The following is a 16,348-nucleotide window of genomic DNA, read 5'->3' on the forward strand; positions in this document are numbered from 1 at the left end:
CCTTGGAGGGCTTGTACCTCGATGGGTCCGGTTTGGTAGATCCGGACGAGGCTTTCGCAGACGATCAGCGAGTCGGCGCCGAATTCGGGCGCCCGAGGCGGCGGAGCAGGTAGCGACAGCGAAACCGCAGACATTTTTCTCCCGGTACGTGCAGTAGCGGCGCAACTGTACAACGCGGCCTTGGCACGAAGATGCCAATGATTAATGGCGCAATTCGGGGACGTGGGCACCCCTGCTTGTTACCTTCCGGTAACCCCGCTTTTACTGCGCCAACGGAGGCCAGTGATGCCCGAACGCCCCCGGCTGATCGCCGCGTTACTCACCGCTCTGGTGGTCTTCACCGCCGCACCCGCCGCACCCGCCGACGCCGCTCGTGGCGTCGCCGTCCCGGACTTCTACACCCCACCGTCCTCGCTCCCCGCCGCCGACGGGGCGTTGATCCGGAGCGAGCCACTGCCGCTGGCGCTCTCGCTGCCGGGCCTCCACGGTCCGCTGCCCGGGCGCGCGACCCGGATCATGTACAAGTCCACCGACAACAACGGTCAGCCGGTCGCGGTCACCGGCGCGTACGTCGAGCCGGCCGCCGCCTGGAAGGGGCCGGGCACGCGACCGCTGGTCGTGCTCGCGCCCGGCACGATGGGCCAGGGCGACCAGTGCAGCACTTCGCTGGCGCTGCAGAAGGGCCTGGTCATCGGCATCGGCGGCAGCCGCTCGACGGTGTCGGTCGGCTACGAGGTACTGGCTCTGTACCGGCTGCTCGCGAAGGGCATCGCCGTCGTCCAGACCGATTACGTCGGCCTCGGCACGCCGGGCCGCCTGCACACCTACGTCGACCGCGTCGACGAAGGACACGCGGTGCTGGACGCGGCGCGCGCCGCGCGCGCTCTGACCGGCCGGACGTCCGACGTCGGTCTCTACGGCTACAGCCAGGGTGGCGGCGCGACCGCCGCGGCGGCCGAGCTCCAGGCTTCCTACGCTCCCGACGTCGCCCTCAGGGCCACGTACTCCGGCGCGCCGCCCGCGAACCTGCTCGACACCACGACCGCGATCGACGGCACGGAGCTCGCCGGAGCCATCGGCTGGGCGGTCAACGGGTTCGTGCAGTCGTCGCCGGAGCTCGAGCCGCTGCTCGCCAAGTACCTGTCGGACGCCGGCCGCGCGGCGCTGACGGACCTCTCGACGATGTGCGTCGGGGACGCGATCTTCGCCTACGCCGGAAAGAAGACGTCGTCCTGGACGACGACCGGGCGGTCGATGACGGACATCCTCCGGTCGGAACCGGTGGCGAAGGCGTTCATCGACGCTCAGCTGATCGGGACGACGAAGCCGACCGGGGTCGTCCGGGTGGCGACCGGGGTCAACGACAACCTGGTGCCGCACGCCCAGGCCCGGACGATGGCCGCGGCCTGGTGCGGGCTCGGCGGCGACGTCGTCTACGTGCCGATCAACGTCCTGAAGACGCCGAGCCCGCTGCTCAACCACTTCGGGCCACTGCTGAGCGACCAGGGAACCGCGGTCGACTGGCTGTCGGCTCGGTTGTCCGGCACCGCGGTGACGTCCAACTGCGCCGGGTTGCCGCAACTCGCGTAGGGGCACACTGGGGTGTGCTCAAGCGCATCCTGGTAGGTCTGGTCGGAACGGTCCTCCTGGCCGTCGGTGTGCTGTTGCTGGTGCTTCCCGGGCCGGGATTGCTGCTGGTCCTGGCCGGGTTGCTGGTGCTGGCGTCGGAGTTTCCAGCGCTGGAGAAGTACGTCGATCCGGTGCGCGATCGGGCCATGCAGGCAGCGGAGGCGAGCGTCTCGTCTCCGCTGCGTACGGCCGGCTCGATCGCGTTCGGCGCGTTTCTGATCGGCGCCGGCGTGGTGTGGGGCCTGGTCCCCGACCTGCCGGTGGGCGGATGGGGCACCGGGACCAGCCTGATCCTGTCCGGGCTCGTGCTCTGGGGCCTGCTGCTCTGGAGCTATCGCCGGATATCGCGTTGACGTCCCTGATCTCGTGGGGGACGTGCTGGAACCTTCCCGCGGGCTGTCGCCCGCTGCCCTGGACGCCATCTCCGCGCTCGAGCAGCGGGTCGTCGCGGCGGACGGCGGACGGCTGAAGCTGGAGTGGGGCCGCCTGCGCGACCGGGCCGGTGATCGCGTCGAGGATTTCCTGTGGTGGGACGGCGATCGGCTGGTGGGGTTCGCCGGGCTCTACGGGTTCGGTGACAGCGTCGAGGTGGCCGGGATGGTCGATCCGTCGGCGAGAGGGCGCGGCATCGGGGGCGGGCTGCTGGACGCGGTACTCCGGGAGACTCCGCAGGTGCTGCTCATCGTGCCCCGGGCGTCGGAGGCGGGTAAGCGGCTGGCCGAGCGGCGCGGCGGGGTGCCGGATCATTCCGAGCACGTGATGGAGCTGCGGGGCGACCCGGTGCCCGGCCCTTCGGACCCGCGGGTGACGCTGCGCCCGGCGGTTCTCTCCGACCTCGCGGCCGTGGCGTCTTTCCTGGACGAGGGCTTCGGTTCCGCGATCCCCGACCTGGATTCCCGGCTCGGGACTTTCCGGATGATCGAGCGCGACGGCGCCGTCGTGGGCACGCTCAACGTGGTGTCGCGGGACGGCCGCACCGCCGTCTCCGGGTTCGTGGTGGCCCGGGAGCACCGCGGTCAGGGGATCGGGCGGCAGGTGTTGCGCGAGGTCTGCCGTTCGTCGCCGGACTCCGTCGTCGGGCTGGAGGTCGCGGTCGGCAACGACCATGCGCTCGGTCTCTACACGTCGCTGGGGTTCGTGCCGATCCTCACCGAGGACTACTACGCGGTGCGCGCGCGGGACTGACCCGGCCGACGTCGGGTTGCGGCTCCTGCGAGGGGAGCGCACATGATGAGCGGCGTGGAGCACTACTCGATCGGTGCGCTGGCGCGGCACACCGGTCTGACCGTCAAAGCGATCCGGTTCTACGCCGACCGGGGAATCGTGCCGCCGACCGGGCGCAACGCGGCCGGGCACCGGATCTACGACCCGGAGGCCGCCGGGCGCCTGCGACTCGTCCGGAGCCTGCGTGCACTGGGCATCGACCTGGCCACGATCCGGCGGGTGCTGGCGCGTGAGGTCACGGTCGGCGACGTCGCGGCCGCCCACGCGGCGGCGCTCGACGTCCAGATCCGGGCGCTGACGGTCCGGCGTGCGGTGCTCACCGCGATCGCCACGAGGGAGGACCTTTCCGTGAATCAGCTCGCCGCCCTGTCCGAGGCCGAACGGCACCGCCTGGTCGACGAATTCCTCGACCGGGTCTTCACCGGCCCGGATCCGGCCTTCGCGGGGATCCGCCGCTCGCTCACCCCGGAGCTGCAGGCCGAGCCGAGTCCCGCGCAGGTCGACGCCTGGCTCGAACTCGTCGAACTGGCTGCGGACGAGAGCTTCCGCACGCGGATGCACGACCTGGCCGCCCAGTACGCCGCCGACCGGGCCGAGGGTCAGCTGCCGCGGCCGGAGGCGGTCGCGGTGGTCCGCGCCGTGCTCGGTGAGCGGGGAGGGGCCGGCGTCCCGCCGCGGTCGCCGGAGGCCGGGCCGATTCTCGACGCCGTGGCACGGGCCTACGCGCGGGTCGTCGGGGAGCCGGACGGACCGGCGCTGCGGGACCGGCTCGCGTCCCGGCTCGAGCTCGCCGACGACCCGCGCCGGGAGCGGTACGAACGCCTGCTCGCGGTCGTCAACGGCTGGCCCGCTCCGGACGCCGACCCGCAGGGCGACCCGATCGGGTGGTGCCGGGACGCTCTCCGGGGCGTGGGACAGAACGGGACACCAGGTCGCTGAGCTGCTGGTACGTCGTCCGCGGCCCCGGCCGTCGCCCGGCAAATTCAGGTGACGGCCGCGCGGCCGGTGGTTACGGTCGGCCGATGACCGGCCGAGAGCAACTGACCGACGGCTTCCGGCGCGCGCACGAGGGGCTGCCCCGGGAGGCGCCCGGCTCCGGGGCCACCACGCGACTGCTGCTCGAACTCGCCGGTGCGCTGCCGCCCGAGCCGGCCGTGCTCGACGTCGGGGCAGGCACCGGGCCGGCGTCGGTGCTGCTCGCGCAGCTGACCGGGGGCCGGGTCACGGCGGTCGACCTGCACGAACCGTTCCTCGACCGCCTCGCCGAGCGCGCCGAGGCGGCCGGCGTCGCCGATCGGGTCCACCCACTGCACGCCTCGATGGACGCCCTGCCGATCGCACCCGGCTCGGTCGACCTGCTCTGGGCCGAGGGCTCCGCGTACTTCGTCGGCGTCGACACGGCGCTGGCGGCCTGGCGTCCGCTGCTCTCACCGGGAGGCGTCGTCGTCCTCACCGACGCCGAATGGCTGACGCCCCACCCGGCGGCGGCCGCACGGGCGTTCTGGGACGCCGGGTACCCCGGCATGCGCACGACGGCCGCCAACGTCGCGGCGATGCAGCGGGCCGGCTGGGAGGTCCGCGCGGTCTACGTCCTGCCCGACAGCGACTGGGACGCCTACTACGGCCCGCTGGCCGCCCGGATCGACGAACTGGGCCGCGACGGCGTCCCGGTGGACACGCTCACCGAGCTCCGCGAGGAGATCACGATCCGCGAGGCTCACGGCGCCGACTACGGCTACACCGGCTACGTCCTACGACCCCGCCTCGGCGAGGGCGGCGAGCCGGTCGAGTGACCCGCTGAGCATGTCCGGCGTCGTGGCCGCGGCCTTCGGCAGGCGCTTCTCGTCGGTGAGCTCGGTCCAGTCGTAGACGTGCGTCACCCGCGTGTTCGACCCGTCGATCGGCTCGAGGACCCAGCGCCAGAGGTGCCCCGGCTGCGGCTTCCCGGGTTCGCTGGGCCGCCAGGCGATCCGGCGCCCCTCGGTGAACTCGACGACGTGGTTCTCCCGGTTCTGCCCCTGCGTCAGCGTCATGACGAAGACGTCGCCGACGCCCCGCACGCGCTGCCCGCTCTCGGCCACCGCCAGGTTGTCGTTACCGTCCCACTCCGGCTGCCTGCTGGGGTCGGCGATCAGCGCGAAGATCGTCTCCGCGCTCGCCGCGACCGTTCGGCTCACCGTGACAACTCGCTCCACTCCCGTATCGAAGCACACCTGCCCCGGGGTTCGGTGGGCATGCGGCTCGGTCTAGCCGGTCGCCGTCGGGTGGCCGTCGGACCGCCAGAAATGAAAGCCGCCGATCATCTCCTTGGTCCGGAAGCCGAGTTCGGCCAGCCGGAGCGCGGCCCGGGTCGAGCCGTTGCAGTGCGGTCCACTGCAGTAGGTGACGTAGAGCAGGTCGCGGTCGAGCGCGGCGGTGCTGTCGGCGGTGATCGTGCGGGTCGGCAGGCTCACCGCTCCGGGCACGTGCCCGGCCGCGAACTTCTCCGGTGACCGGGCGTCCACCACCACGAACCCGCCCACGCCGTGCGCCAGGTCGCTCGCGACGTCCGCGCAGTCGGTCTCGAAGCGGAACCGCTCGCCGAGGCGGGCCACGGTCTCGGCCGGCTCCGCGGCCGGAACGCGGGCCACCAGCCCGCGCAGCACCTTCATCGGCCGTCGAACGCGAACGTGCGGACGGCGGCGACGCGGCCGCCGAGCTCGACCGCACCGTCGCCGGTCGGGTTCGCGATGAGCCGGGAACCGACTCCCTGATGGATCTCCAGGCGGCGGCCGAGTAGTCCGACCAGCGCGATCGCCGCCGCGCCGGTGGCCTCGTCCTCGTTGATGCCCAGGTCGACCGGGAACGACCGCGACCGGACCGTCCCGGCCTTCTCGTCCAGCCAGGCCCAGACGTAGACGTGGCCGCGATCGGGCTGGGGATGGCTCTCGACGTCGGCCGCGGACGGCAACTGGCGGAAGTCGAACACCGGCGTCCACTCCGGCCGGGCCGTGACCCAGGTGACGTCCGGCTCGTAGCGCACGCCGACCGTGCCCGCCGGCGGCCGGAGCGCGGCGATCGGAGCGTGTTCGCGAGCGAGCAGCCAGGCGGTACCGACGGTCGGGTGCCCGGCGAACGGCAACTCGGTGGCGGGCGTGAAGATCTGGATCGCACCGGAGGCGGGATCGTCGACGAACACCGTCTCGCTGTAGTTCAGCGCTGCGGCAACGCGCTGGCGGTCGGCGGCATCAACCGTCCCGCCGTGCAGCACCACGCCGAGCGGATTGCCGGCGCTGCCGTCGGGACCAGGGAAAACGACGAGTTCGTGTACCTCGATGCTCATGCCGCTGAGCATGCCTGCCGGTCGGCGGCCCGGTCGAGTGGCTGTATCGCCCACGATCGCAAGAAGACTGCCACCCGCCGCGCCGTCACTCGTCGGGCCCTGGGCCTAGACTTCAGCTGTGGCGGGGCGGATTCGAGACAGCGACATCGCGTTGGTGCGGGAGCGGTCGCAGATCGTCGATGTGGTCGGCGAGTGGGTCACGCTCCGGCCGGCGGGCGGCGGCACGTTCAAGGGCCTGTGCCCCTTCCACGACGAGAAGACGCCGTCGTTCAACGTCAATCCGGCCAAGAACGTGTACTACTGCTACGGCTGTGCCGAGGGTGGAGACGTTCTCAGCTTCGTGATGAAGACCGAGATGCTCACGTTCGCCGAGTCGGTCGAGCGGCTGGCGGCGCGCGTCGGGGTGCAGCTCACCTACACCGAGGCCGGTCCGGCCCCGGTTCGTAACACCGGCCAGCGTCAGCGGCTGATCGCCGCGCACACCGCGGCGACGCAGTTCTACGTCGAGCAGCTCGGCACCCGCGAGGCGCTGCCGGCCCGCGAGTTCCTCGCGGCCCGCGGGTTCGGTCCCGACGCGGCCACCCGCTTCGACTGTGGTTTCTCTCCTCCGGGCTGGGACGCTCTGACGAAGCACCTGCGCGGCCGCGGTTTCAGCAACGACGAGCTGGTCGCGGGTGGCCTGTCCAAGCCGGCGCGGTCGGGCTCGCTGATCGATCGTTTCCGCGGGCGGCTCATGTGGCCGATCCGCGATCTCGGCGGCGAGGTGATCGGCTTCGGCGCCCGGCGGCTGCTCGACGGTGACGACGGGCCGAAGTACCTCAACACCCCCGAATCGCCGATCTACAAGAAGTCGCACGTCCTCTACGGGGTGGCGGCGGCGAAGAAAGACATCGCCAAGCAGCAGCGCGCGGTCGTCGTCGAGGGCTACACCGACGTGATGGCGTGCCACCTGGCCGGGGTGGTCACGGCGGTCGCCACCTGCGGCACCGCGTTCGGTGCCGACCACATCCAGGTACTGCGGCGCCTGCTGATGGACCAGGACGAGTTCCGCGGCGAGGTCATCTTCACGTTCGACGGTGACGCGGCCGGTCAGAAAGCGGCGGTCCGGGCCTTCGAAGACGATCAGCGGTTCGTCGCCCAGACGTTCATCGCGGTCTCGCCCCAGAACATGGACCCGTGTGAGCTCCGGCTCGCCAACGGCGACTCCGCGGTCCGCGACCTGGTGGCCCGCCGCGAACCGCTGGTCGCGTTCGTCCTGCGGACGCTGCTCGCGAAGTACGACCTGGATACCGTCGAGGGCCGGGTGGCCGCGCTACGGGCGGCCGCGCCGCTGGTCGCGCGCATCAAAGACCGCGCGATGCGTCCGGAGTACGCCCGGAAGCTCGCCGGTGACCTGGGTATGGATCTGGAGCCGGTGCTCAGGGCCGTGAACGAGGCGGCCGGCGTGCCCGCCGGTCGTGGTGGCCCGAACGCCCGCGGTGGGCAGCCCGGTCGTGGTGGCCCGAACGGCGGGCCCCACAGCGGTGGCCCCGGCGGCGGGCGGGCGCCTCGCCAGGGCGGGTCGCCCGAGGCGGAGGCGGCAGCCCCGGTGAGTCCGGCCGGTGGTCGGCCCGATCCCGGTGATCGGGCGCTGCTGGTCGAGCGGGAGGCGCTCAAGCTCGCCGTCCAGGAGCCGGTGCTGGCCGGTCCGCTGTTCGACGCGGTCGGCGAAGACGCGTACACGCACCCCGCGTACCGGGCCGTGCGCCGTGCGGTCGCCGCGGCCGGTGGCGCGGTGGTCGGCACGTCCGGCCCGGAGTGGGTGCAGGCCCTCATCGCGCACTGCGAGGGCAGCGACGCCCAGTCGCTGGTCGTCGAGCTGGCGGTCGAGCGGTTGTTCAACGACGGCGAGCTCGATCCCCGCTACGTGGCCGCGCAGATCAACGAGGTGCAGCGGCTGGCCACCGTCCGCCGGGTCGTGGCGGTGAAGTCGAAGCTGCAGCGCGTCAACCCCGTGGATGCCGCCGACGAGTACATGAAGCTGTTCGGCGAGCTGGTCGCGCTCGAGCAGTACCTGCACGGCCTGCGGCAACAGGCGATCGGAGGCCTGTAGTTCGGTGCTGAATCCCAAGACGGTTCTCGACCGGCTGTTCCGCCGGGACGCCCCGCCGGTGACGCCGCCGCTGGACAACGACGACCGCGTCGTGGCCTGGGCGCAGACGGCCGAGGCGGTGGCCGTGGCGAGCGTCCGCGCGCTCTGGCTGCCGGCCAGGAAGGGCACCGAGGGCGAGTGGCACCGCCTCGGGTGGGCCGAGATCCACAAAGCCGTGTGGAAAGACGGGGCACTGGTCGTGACGCCCGGCGTCGAGATCGAGCCGGGTGTCGTCGCCGACGGGCCGGTGCGCCGCGTCCGGCTGCCCGAGCCGCGCGATCTGCCGCAGGAGGTGCGCACGCGGGTGACACGCAGCGTCGCCTACACCGAGCACCACACGCTGCGGGCCGGTGGGGGAGTCCGGGTACTGGCCCGCGCCGTCCCCGGGCGAGACGGCCTGACCTGGCAGCTCCGCTTCGACGATCCGGCCGCCCGCGAGGTACCGGCCGCCCGGGCCGAGGCCGAAGGCCTGCTGGCCGAGGCCCGCGCCGCCCGCCTGTCCTAACCGCGCAGGTAGGCCAGCACCGCGAGCACCCGGCGGTTGTCGTCGCCGGCCGGTTCGAGGTCGAGCTTGGTGAAGATGCCGGTGATGTGTTTCCCGATGGCGGCGTCGGTCACCCGCAGCTGCCGGGCGATCGCCGCGTTCGAGCGTCCCTCCGCCATCAGCGCCAGCACCTCGCGTTCGCGGTCGCTCAGCCGCTGCAGCGGATCGCGGTTGCGGCGCAGCAGTTGACGCACGACCGTCGGGTCGACCACGGTGCGGCCCGCCACCACCTGGGCCACCGCGTCGCCGAACACCGTGATGTCGGTGATGCGGTTCTTCAGCAGGTAGCCGACTCCGGCGTCCCCGGCGGAGTCGAGCAGCTCCGCGGCGTAGGTGAGCTCGATGTACTGACTGAGTACCAGCACCGCGAGGCCCGGACGCGTGCTCCGGAGCGCTACCGCTGCCCGCAGGCCGTCGTCGGTCCCGTCCGGCGGCATCCGGACGTCGGCGACGACGAGATCGGGGTCGAGAGCCGAGGTGGCCGACCGCAGGGAGTCGGCATCGCCGACGGCGGCCAGGACGTCGTAGCCGAATCGCGTGAGCGCGGCGCCGATACCCTCCCGGACCAACGCGCCGTCTTCCGCGAGCACTACGCGAACGGGTCGGTCCGGACGCAACTGAGCTCCACTCGTAGCAGGGTCGGGCCGCCCGGCGGACTGATCAGTTCCAGCGTGCCCGAGGCGGTCGCGACCCGGTCGGCCAGACCGGCCAGCCCGCTGCCGCGGCTCGGGGCGGCTCCGCCGACCCCGTCGTCCCGGATCTCGACGACCAGGCGGTTCCCGCTCAACCGGCCGGTCACCGACGCCCGGTCGCAGCCACTGTGCTTGACGATGTTGGTCAGGGCCTCGCACACGACGAAGTAGGCCGCGACCTCGACCGAGGGCGGCAGGCGTCCGGGCAGCCGGAGATCGGTGTCGACCGGGATCGACGAGCGGTCCGCGAGTTCGGCGACGGCGGCGGGCAGCCCGCGGTCGGTGAGGATCCGCGGATGGATGCCGCGGAGGAACTCCTGGAGCTCCTCCAGCGCGAGCCGGGCGTCACCGTGGGCCCGCTCGACCAGCGAGCGCATCTCGTCCGGGCCGGCGAGCCTGGCGAGGCCGAGCGTCATGCCGAGCGCGACCAGACGCTGCTGCGCGCCGTCGTGCAGATCGCGCTCGATACGCCGCCGCTCGGCGTCGAACGCGTCGACCAGGCGGGCCCGCGATCGGGTCAGTTCCACGACGTTCTCGCCGGGCGCGCCCCGGCGCGGCGCGAGGAAGACGCGGGCGAGCCGGGCCCGGCCGGACGCGTGGAGCGTGAGCACGCAGCCCGCCACCGGCACCGCGACGACACCGAGCGCCGCCGCGGCCCAGGCCTGTCCGGGCGAGCTGACCAGCACCAGCTTGAGCAGCTTGACCTCGTCGAACGTGCCTTGCAGCACCGGTGCGGCCAGCAGCGAGGCCGGGACGGCCAGGCCGTAACCGAGCACGGCGAGGTCGAGCCACCACAGCAGGCCCGACTGGAGCAGCACGTAGGCGAGCTCGCGCCAGGTGGCGCGCTCCCGCAGGCGGCAGGACAGCCAGGGACCGAGACCGGATCGGGCCGGCTCGCGGTGCGGATCCTTCTCGATGCCCAGCCGACGTCGCTCGACCCACCCGGCCGGTAACCCGCTGAGCAGGGCCGCCAGCAGGATCGGGACGCCGATCAGCACGGGGACGGTGACCACGCCCACGAGGAGCAGGCACAGCAGCAGCGCGGCCGTGACCGCGCCGGTGACCACTCCGGACGCCAGGGTGGCCGTTGCGCGCGCCACCCGACTGATCACCGTCGGACCATACGGCCACCGCGGGCAGGCAGCAGTAGAGAAACCACTACCTCCGAAGTCGAAGCAGGCCTGCCGCGCGCGGGCCGGGTGTCCGCTGTGCTCGGTGCATGGACGATCAGGCAGTACGGCTGCGGGCGGTCACGAAGACGTTCGGGCGGAAATCGGCGCGCGTGACGGCGCTGGACCGGGTCGACCTCGACTTCCGGGCCGGAACGTTCACCGCGGTCATGGGGCCGTCCGGCTCCGGCAAGTCGACGCTGCTGCAGTGTGCGGCCGGGCTCGACCGTCCCGACAGCGGGACCGTGCGGGTCGCGGGTCACGAGCTCACCGGGCTGAGCGAGACCCGGCTCGCACGCCTGCGCCGCGATCGGATCGGGTTCGTCTTCCAGGCGTTCAACCTGCTGCCGACGCTCACCGCCGAGCAGAACGTGGCCCTTCCGCTGCGGCTGGCCGGTCGGCGTCCGGGATCGGGCCCGGTGCGCCAGGCGCTCGCGCAGGTCGGGCTGGAAGGGCGCGAGCGGCACCGGCCCGGTGAGCTCTCCGGCGGTCAGCAGCAGCGGGTGGCCATCGCCCGTGCGCTGGTCAGCGGGCCGCCGGTGCTGTTCGCCGACGAGCCGACGGGAGCGCTGGACAGCGCGACCGGCCGCGGTGTGCTGGAGCTCCTGCGGACGCTGGCGGGCCGGACGACGATCGTCATGGTGACGCACGATCCGGTGGCGGCCGGCTTCGCGGATCGGGCGGTGTTCCTGGTCGACGGGCGTCCGCTCTCGGAACTGCCGTCGCCGACGCAGGCTTCGGTGGCGGAGCGGATGACCCGGCTGACGGTGCCCGCGTGCTGACGGTCGCGCTCGGTACGCTGCGTTCCCGCTGGCCGACGTTCGTGACGACGTTGCTCACGCTGACGCTCGGCGTGGCGTTGATCGCGGCGGCGGGAGTCGTGATCGCCGGTACGCTCTCGGCGCCGGATCGCCCGCCCCGCCGGTATGCCGGAGCGCCGGTGGTGGTGACGCCGGTCGACGAACTGCGGGTGGCCACCGCCAACGGGGCCCGGCCGCTGCCACTGGCCGAGTCCCGCGGCCTGCCGTCCGAGGTGGTGGCCCGAATCCGGCGGCTGGGACCGGCGGTGGTCGACCGGGAGTTCCCGGCGGCGGTGCTCGACGCCCCCGCTGCGACCGCCGGGGCCGCCGACGCCGAGGCCGCCACCGCCCGGGGCGCCGAGGCCGACGACGGCCGTCCGGGTGAGGGCGTCGGGCGGCCGTGGAGTGCGGCGGCGCTGGGGCACTACCGGCTGGTGGCGGGGCGGACCCCCCGGAAGGCCGGCGAGGTCGTCGTCCGCGCAGGCGTGGGGGAGGTGGGGAAACCGGTCAGCGTGCTGACCGCGGACGGGGCGCGGACCTACGCGGTGGTCGGGTGGACGGAGGCGGTCCCGTTCGAGCGGGCGGTGTTCTTCACCGACGCGGAGGCCGCGCGGCTCTCCCCGCGCGTCGCCGCGGTCGCGTCGTTCGCCGGTGCGGCCTCGGTCCGCGCGGCGGTCGGGGACGAGGGACGGACCTGGACCGGCGTTCGGCGCCGCGAACTGGACCCGGACCACCGCACCGACGCCGAAGCCCTGGTCGCGGCGAACTCCGTGGTCGCCACCGCGGCCGGGGTGTCCGGCTTCGTCGCGCTGTTCGTGATCGCGTCGACGTTCGCGTACGCGGTCGCCACCCGGCGCCGGGAGCTGGCGCTCCTGCGGACGGCGGGCGCCACGCCGGGGCAGATCCGCCGATCGGTGGTTCTGGAAGGACTGCTGCTCGGGACGGCCGGGTCGCTCGCCGGATGTGCGCTGGGCGGCCCGGCCGCGCGGTGGATGGCATCCTGGCTGGTGGGCAACGGGTTGGCTCCGCCCTGGTTCGTGGTGGCGAACCCCCGGTGGCCGTTCGTCGTCGCGTTCGTCGCCGGTGTGCTCACCGCTTGGCTGGGGGTGGCGGCCGCCGCGTACCGGGCCGGGCGGGTGCGACCGGTCGAGGCGCTGCGGGAGTCCGCGGTGGAGTCGGCGCCGATGACGCCCGGACGGTGGGCCGGTGGGCTGGTGTCGCTCGGCGGTGCGCTGTACCTGCTGGCCGAGCCGGTGGTGGTGGCGCCCGCGGAGGCACTCAAACGCAAGCATTACCTGCCGGCGACGATGCTGTTGCTGGTCGGGGTCGCGCTGCTGGCGCCGTTGCTGGTACCGCCGTTCGCGCGGCTGTTCGGAGGGGCGTTCGGCCTGCTGGCGCGCCAAGCGGTGCGGTCGGCGGCCCGGCGGACGGCGTCGACGGCCGCGCCGGTCGTGCTCACGGCGGGGCTGGCCGGCTGCGTCCTGCTGACCACGGCGACGATCGACGCCGCGAAGTCGGCCGAGGCGCGCACGAGTGACTACGTCGTGGTGCCGGCTGCCGGGCCGGTGATCGGACCGGACGTGGTGGCGCGGGTTCGCGGGGTTGCCGGGGCCCGGGTCAACACGGTCCGCCCCACGTTCGTCTACGCCGAGGACGGCGACGCGACGGTCGTGCGGCACACCGCGCGGGCCGTCGACCGGGCGGCCGGGTTGCCGGTGCTCTCCGGAGATCTGTCGGCATTGGACGACCGGTCGATCGTGGTCGACACGGACTTCGGGTGGTCGGTCGGTGACGACGTCCGGGTGTGGCTGGCCGACGGCAGCCCCCGGTCGTTGCGGGTCGTCGCGGTGGTGCGCGAGGGGGCCGGCGGTAACGGTGCGTTCGTCACCGGCCGGCACGCGGGGCGGGCACCGGTCGAACGGATCGAGGTGGGCGTGGCGCCGGGCGCGGACGCCGCGACGGTGGTCCGGGGTCTGCGGGACGCGGTGCGGGGGCGCGGGGCGCAGTTCCGTCGCGCCGCGGACGGTCCGGAGGATTCCCGGGCGCAGACGCTGGGACTGCGCGTGATTCTCGGGCTGGCGGTCGTACTGGCCGTGCTGTCGATCGCCGGGACGTCGCTGATGGCGGCTCGTGATCGGCGCCGGGAGTCCGTGCTGCTCGGGCTGGCCGGCGGCACCCCGGCCCAGGTGGTGCGGGCCGCCTGCGCGGAAGCGTTGCTCGTCGCGGCGCTGGGGCTGTTGATCGCCGGGTCGGCGACGGCAGCGACCGGTGGCGCGCTCTGGCTGTGTCTGCTGCGGCTGACCGGGGAGCCGATGGCGGTGGTCGTGCCGTGGGGGTCGGTGGGCGCCGTCGCCGCGCTGTGCGTGGGGGTCACGGTCGGGGCCGCGCTCGTGCCTATGCTGACCGCTGCGTCGAGACGAGCAGGGTGACGCCGAGCGCGGCGATCCAGAGGCCCCAGGCGGTGCTGCCGAGGAAACCCGCGGGCTCCCAGACCGCGAAGCCCGGAATCGCGGTCGCCATCACGTCGCCCTGGTTGAGCAGGTAGAGCGCGCTGGCCACCAGACCGGCGCCGCCGAGCGCGAGGCCGGCCCGGCCGACGGCGGCGGGCCGGCGGCGCAGCAGCGCGACGCTGACCGTCGCCGACCAGGCGATCGCCAGCAGCTGGCCGAGGTGTTCGCCGAGCAGGGCACCGCCGAACTGGTGCTGAGCCATCCAGGCGGCCTCGACCGCGGCCCGCGTCGTCGCGTCGCCGGACGCGTACGCGGCGGCCAGCGGCGGGACGACGAACACCCAGCGCAGGAACCCGATCAGCGACAGCAGCACCGACGCCGCGCCGACCCAGGTGGCGACGCGTAACGCGGGGTGCCGGCCGAGTGCCGCCGGGAGCAGCAGCATCGGCACGAGCAGGATCGCGTAGGTCCAGGCGGTCGCGAACCAGGTCCACACCAGCCCGGTGCCGCCGTCGGTGAACTTTCCCAGCACGACCGAGGCCGGCTCGCGCAGGACGTCGGGCCAGTCGAACGTCGCCGACAGGACGGACGCGGCGGCGGTGAACGCAGCCGCTCCGACGACGAACAGGGCCCCGGTGAGCTTGGCGGACATGGCGATCTCCCATTTCTGTACGGTGTGCAGAATCTGTACGGCGTACAGATCATGTACGGTGTGCAGAGATACGTCAAGGGAGGGTTGTGATGGTGGGTCGGCCCGGGCCGCGGCGCGTGCTCACCGAAGAGGCGATCCTCGACGCGGCGCTCGCGCTGCTCGACGAGGGCGGCCTCGAGGCAGCGTCGATCCGGCGGATCGCGGCTGCGGTCGGGGTCGCGCCGAACGCCGTCTACACGTACTTCCCGGACAAAGCCGCGGTGCTGGGCGCGCTGGTCGACCGGTTCCTGGGAACCGTCGAGTACTCCTCGGCCCGGCCGTGGCGGGAGCGCATCCGAGGGCTGGCCGTCGACGTCCGGACGCGGCTGAGTGCCCACCCGGCGGTGGCGTCGCTGCTGATGAGCAGCCCGATGGGCGGCCCGAACACGCTGGCGATCGGCGAGTTCCTGCTCGAGGCGCTGGACGCGGGCGGGCTGGCTCCGGACGCCGCGGCACGAGCGTCCTATCTGGTCATGGTCTACGTGCTGGGCGCGCTCGCCCTGGAGGCCGCCGAACACCCCGATCCAGGCCCGCTGCCCCCTGAAGCCGAGCGGATCACCGCCCGCCGGGAGGCACTCGGCGTCGAGGCGCCGGCCGGCGACGCCGCGGAAACGGAAGGCCCGTTCCCGCGTACCGTTGCCGCGGCACCGGTGATCGCCGACTACGTCTCGACCGCGCAGTTCCTGTGGGGCCTGGACCGAGTCCTCGACGGCATCGCCGCGTCCTGAGCCGGCCCGGGCACGGGCACGGGCTCCGGCTCTGGCCTCGGCTCTGGCCGAGCGTTCGAAGGGCGCAGGCCGAGGGCCAGGCCGAGCGTGACGACCGCGATACCCGCCCACACCAGCGGCCCCGGCACCGGCCGGCCCAGCGCGATCCCGCAGAGCGCGGCCGACGCCGGCGCGATGCCGGTGAGCAGCCCGGCCCGCTCGGCGCCGAGCCGGTCGACCGACGAGTACCAGAGCACGAACGCCAGCGCGGTCACGCACACGGCGAGGTATCCAATCGCCACCAGGTCGGTCCGGTCCAGGCGCAGCACGGCGCCCGGCCCCTCCCGCGCCAGGCCGATCGCCGCGAACATCAGCGTGGCGATCCAGGTCGTGTGCACGGACACGCCCCACGGTCCGTGCCGGCCGAGCACCGGCACCGCGAGCAGCGTGAACGCCGCCTCACAGCCGAACACGGTCACCGCCCAGAGCAGCCCGAGCGCGTCACTGCGCCCCAGCCCCTCGACCAGCGCCGCCCCGCCGGTGACCACCAGCGCCGCCGCCAGCGCCCGGACAGCCGGCCGCGCCCCCCGCAGCAGCGGCGCGATCGCCGCCAGCACGACCGGCACACTCGCCACCGCGACCCCGAGCACCGCCGGCTCGGCGTGCCGCGACCCGTACACGAGCGCGACGTTGAACAGCACCAGCCCGGTCGCCGCGATCCCACCCAGCCAGAGCCAGTCCGGGCCTCGGGGAACCACCACCCGGCCCCGCGCGAACGCCAGCAGCAGCACGGACGCCAGCGCGTACCGCAGCGCTTGAACCGTGAACAGCGGCGAACCGACCAGCAGCGACGACACCGCCACGCTGCAGCCCACGAACACCATCGCGACCGCGCCGGAGCCCGCGGCGCGCCGCGGCCGTTCCCCCACCGAAGAGATCATGACCGCCATGCTCACCGCGTCCGTGGTCTAGTTGAAGGACCAATTCGA

General features: G+C 73.4%; 17 protein-coding genes and 1 pseudogene. 10 read left to right on the top strand and 8 right to left on the bottom strand.

Annotation, left to right across the window (positions count from 1 at the left end):
* Positions 1 to 134: pseudogene (locus ACIBZJ_RS38635) on the bottom strand (ABC transporter ATP-binding protein); the annotation flags it as partial.
* Between the two features lie 151 nt (positions 135 to 285).
* On the opposite strand from ACIBZJ_RS38635, the gene ACIBZJ_RS38640 reads away from it, so the two are divergent.
* The 5 genes from ACIBZJ_RS38640 to ACIBZJ_RS38660 all read left to right on the top strand — a co-directional run bounded on the left by ACIBZJ_RS38640 (position 286) and on the right by ACIBZJ_RS38660 (position 4,646).
* Positions 286 to 1,590, top strand: a complete 1,305-nt coding sequence (locus ACIBZJ_RS38640) for a lipase family protein (protein ID WP_395938600.1) — start codon at positions 286 to 288, stop codon at positions 1,588 to 1,590.
* A 14-nt stretch (positions 1,591 to 1,604) separates the two neighbouring features.
* Positions 1,605 to 1,982 carry a PGPGW domain-containing protein gene (locus tag ACIBZJ_RS38645; RefSeq protein ID WP_395938601.1) on the top strand — a complete coding sequence of 126 codons (378 nt, stop codon included), beginning with the start codon at positions 1,605 to 1,607 and terminating at the stop codon, positions 1,980 to 1,982.
* A gap of 22 nt (positions 1,983 to 2,004) precedes the next feature.
* The gene (locus tag ACIBZJ_RS38650) at positions 2,005 to 2,814 is read left to right on the top strand and encodes a GNAT family N-acetyltransferase (RefSeq protein WP_395938602.1); all 810 of its coding nucleotides are present in this window, start codon (positions 2,005 to 2,007) and stop codon (positions 2,812 to 2,814) included.
* A 42-nt stretch (positions 2,815 to 2,856) separates the two neighbouring features.
* A complete protein-coding gene (locus ACIBZJ_RS38655; RefSeq protein WP_395938603.1) occupies positions 2,857 to 3,792 on the top strand; it encodes a MerR family transcriptional regulator in 936 nt (311 codons plus the stop codon).
* Positions 3,793 to 3,875: 83 nt separating this feature from the next.
* Entirely contained in the window at positions 3,876 to 4,646 is a 771-nt protein-coding gene (locus ACIBZJ_RS38660) for an SAM-dependent methyltransferase (RefSeq protein WP_395938604.1), read from the top strand.
* Here ACIBZJ_RS38660 and ACIBZJ_RS38665 read toward each other — a convergent pair.
* The 3 genes from ACIBZJ_RS38665 to ACIBZJ_RS38675 all read right to left on the bottom strand — a co-directional run bounded on the left by ACIBZJ_RS38665 (position 4,605) and on the right by ACIBZJ_RS38675 (position 6,175).
* Positions 4,605 to 5,030, bottom strand: a complete 426-nt coding sequence (locus tag ACIBZJ_RS38665; RefSeq protein WP_395938605.1) for an SRPBCC family protein — start codon at positions 5,028 to 5,030, stop codon at positions 4,605 to 4,607. The genes ACIBZJ_RS38660 and ACIBZJ_RS38665 overlap by 42 nt on opposite strands.
* Positions 5,031 to 5,099: 69 nt before the next feature.
* A complete protein-coding gene (locus ACIBZJ_RS38670) occupies positions 5,100 to 5,504 on the bottom strand; it encodes a rhodanese-like domain-containing protein (protein ID WP_395938606.1) in 405 nt (134 codons plus the stop codon).
* Positions 5,501 to 6,175 carry a PhzF family phenazine biosynthesis protein gene (locus ACIBZJ_RS38675; RefSeq protein ID WP_395938607.1) on the bottom strand — a complete coding sequence of 225 codons (675 nt, stop codon included), beginning with the start codon at positions 6,173 to 6,175 and terminating at the stop codon, positions 5,501 to 5,503. The genes ACIBZJ_RS38670 and ACIBZJ_RS38675 overlap by 4 nt, the downstream gene beginning before the upstream one ends.
* A 118-nt stretch (positions 6,176 to 6,293) precedes the next feature.
* Between ACIBZJ_RS38675 and dnaG the strand changes: the two genes are divergently transcribed.
* Both dnaG and ACIBZJ_RS38685 read left to right on the top strand, forming a co-directional pair.
* A complete protein-coding gene (gene dnaG / locus ACIBZJ_RS38680; RefSeq protein ID WP_395938608.1) occupies positions 6,294 to 8,267 on the top strand; it encodes a DNA primase in 1,974 nt (657 codons plus the stop codon).
* 4 nt (positions 8,268 to 8,271) lie between these two features.
* Positions 8,272 to 8,811, top strand: coding sequence for a hypothetical protein (locus ACIBZJ_RS38685; protein ID WP_395938609.1), 540 nt, complete (start codon positions 8,272 to 8,274; stop codon positions 8,809 to 8,811).
* Here the strand turns inward: ACIBZJ_RS38685 and ACIBZJ_RS38690 are convergent.
* Together ACIBZJ_RS38690 and ACIBZJ_RS38695 are read right to left on the bottom strand one after the other, a co-directional pair.
* The gene (locus ACIBZJ_RS38690) at positions 8,808 to 9,440 is read right to left on the bottom strand and encodes a response regulator (protein WP_395938610.1); all 633 of its coding nucleotides are present in this window, start codon (positions 9,438 to 9,440) and stop codon (positions 8,808 to 8,810) included. The two genes, ACIBZJ_RS38685 and ACIBZJ_RS38690, sit on opposite strands and share 4 nt — an antisense overlap.
* Positions 9,440 to 10,654 (bottom strand): sensor histidine kinase, encoded by a 1,215-nt coding sequence (locus tag ACIBZJ_RS38695; protein ID WP_395938611.1) that lies wholly within the window; start codon positions 10,652 to 10,654, stop codon positions 9,440 to 9,442. Before ACIBZJ_RS38695 ends, ACIBZJ_RS38690 begins: the two co-directional genes overlap by 1 nt.
* Positions 10,655 to 10,761: 107 nt before the next feature.
* Here ACIBZJ_RS38695 and ACIBZJ_RS38700 point away from each other — a divergent pair, with 107 nt between their 5' ends.
* Both ACIBZJ_RS38700 and ACIBZJ_RS38705 read left to right on the top strand, forming a co-directional pair.
* Positions 10,762 to 11,493, top strand: coding sequence for an ABC transporter ATP-binding protein (locus tag ACIBZJ_RS38700; protein ID WP_395938612.1), 732 nt, complete (start codon positions 10,762 to 10,764; stop codon positions 11,491 to 11,493).
* A complete protein-coding gene (locus ACIBZJ_RS38705; RefSeq protein ID WP_395938613.1) occupies positions 11,487 to 13,940 on the top strand; it encodes an FtsX-like permease family protein in 2,454 nt (817 codons plus the stop codon). Before ACIBZJ_RS38700 ends, ACIBZJ_RS38705 begins: the two co-directional genes overlap by 7 nt.
* Here the strand turns inward: ACIBZJ_RS38705 and ACIBZJ_RS38710 are convergent.
* Positions 13,906 to 14,613 (bottom strand): DUF4386 domain-containing protein, encoded by a 708-nt coding sequence (locus ACIBZJ_RS38710; RefSeq protein WP_395938614.1) that lies wholly within the window; start codon positions 14,611 to 14,613, stop codon positions 13,906 to 13,908. The two genes, ACIBZJ_RS38705 and ACIBZJ_RS38710, sit on opposite strands and share 35 nt — an antisense overlap.
* An 89-nt stretch (positions 14,614 to 14,702) precedes the next feature.
* Here ACIBZJ_RS38710 and ACIBZJ_RS38715 point away from each other — a divergent pair, with 89 nt between their 5' ends.
* Entirely contained in the window at positions 14,703 to 15,380 is a 678-nt protein-coding gene (locus tag ACIBZJ_RS38715; protein WP_395938615.1) for a TetR/AcrR family transcriptional regulator C-terminal domain-containing protein, read from the top strand.
* On the opposite strand, the gene ACIBZJ_RS38720 is transcribed toward ACIBZJ_RS38715, so the two are convergent.
* Positions 15,314 to 16,300 (bottom strand): DMT family transporter, encoded by a 987-nt coding sequence (locus ACIBZJ_RS38720; protein WP_395938616.1) that lies wholly within the window; start codon positions 16,298 to 16,300, stop codon positions 15,314 to 15,316. The genes ACIBZJ_RS38715 and ACIBZJ_RS38720 overlap by 67 nt on opposite strands.
* Positions 16,301 to 16,348: the final 48 nt, after the last annotated feature.

Source organism: Cryptosporangium sp. NPDC051539 (assembly GCF_044454545.1).
Lineage (GTDB): Bacteria > Actinomycetota > Actinomycetes > Mycobacteriales > Cryptosporangiaceae > Cryptosporangium.

Bases quoted from the DNA above. Each gene is read 5' to 3' on its own strand.
- ACIBZJ_RS38655 (WP_395938603.1), top strand. From the start codon at position 2,857: ATGATGAGCGGCGTGGAGCACTACTCGATCGGTGCGCTGGCGCGGCAC.
- ACIBZJ_RS38670 (WP_395938606.1), bottom strand. From the start codon at position 5,504: ATGAAGGTGCTGCGCGGGCTGGTGGCCCGCGTTCCGGCCGCGGAGCCG.
- ACIBZJ_RS38675 (WP_395938607.1), bottom strand. From the start codon at position 6,175: ATGAGCATCGAGGTACACGAACTCGTCGTTTTCCCTGGTCCCGACGGC.
- ACIBZJ_RS38660 (WP_395938604.1), top strand. From the start codon at position 3,876: ATGACCGGCCGAGAGCAACTGACCGACGGCTTCCGGCGCGCGCACGAG.
- ACIBZJ_RS38720 (WP_395938616.1), bottom strand. From the start codon at position 16,300: ATGATCTCTTCGGTGGGGGAACGGCCGCGGCGCGCCGCGGGCTCCGGC.
- ACIBZJ_RS38715 (WP_395938615.1), top strand. From the start codon at position 14,703: ATGGTGGGTCGGCCCGGGCCGCGGCGCGTGCTCACCGAAGAGGCGATC.
- ACIBZJ_RS38700 (WP_395938612.1), top strand. From the start codon at position 10,762: ATGGACGATCAGGCAGTACGGCTGCGGGCGGTCACGAAGACGTTCGGG.
- ACIBZJ_RS38710 (WP_395938614.1), bottom strand. From the start codon at position 14,613: ATGTCCGCCAAGCTCACCGGGGCCCTGTTCGTCGTCGGAGCGGCTGCG.
- ACIBZJ_RS38640 (WP_395938600.1), top strand. From the start codon at position 286: ATGCCCGAACGCCCCCGGCTGATCGCCGCGTTACTCACCGCTCTGGTG.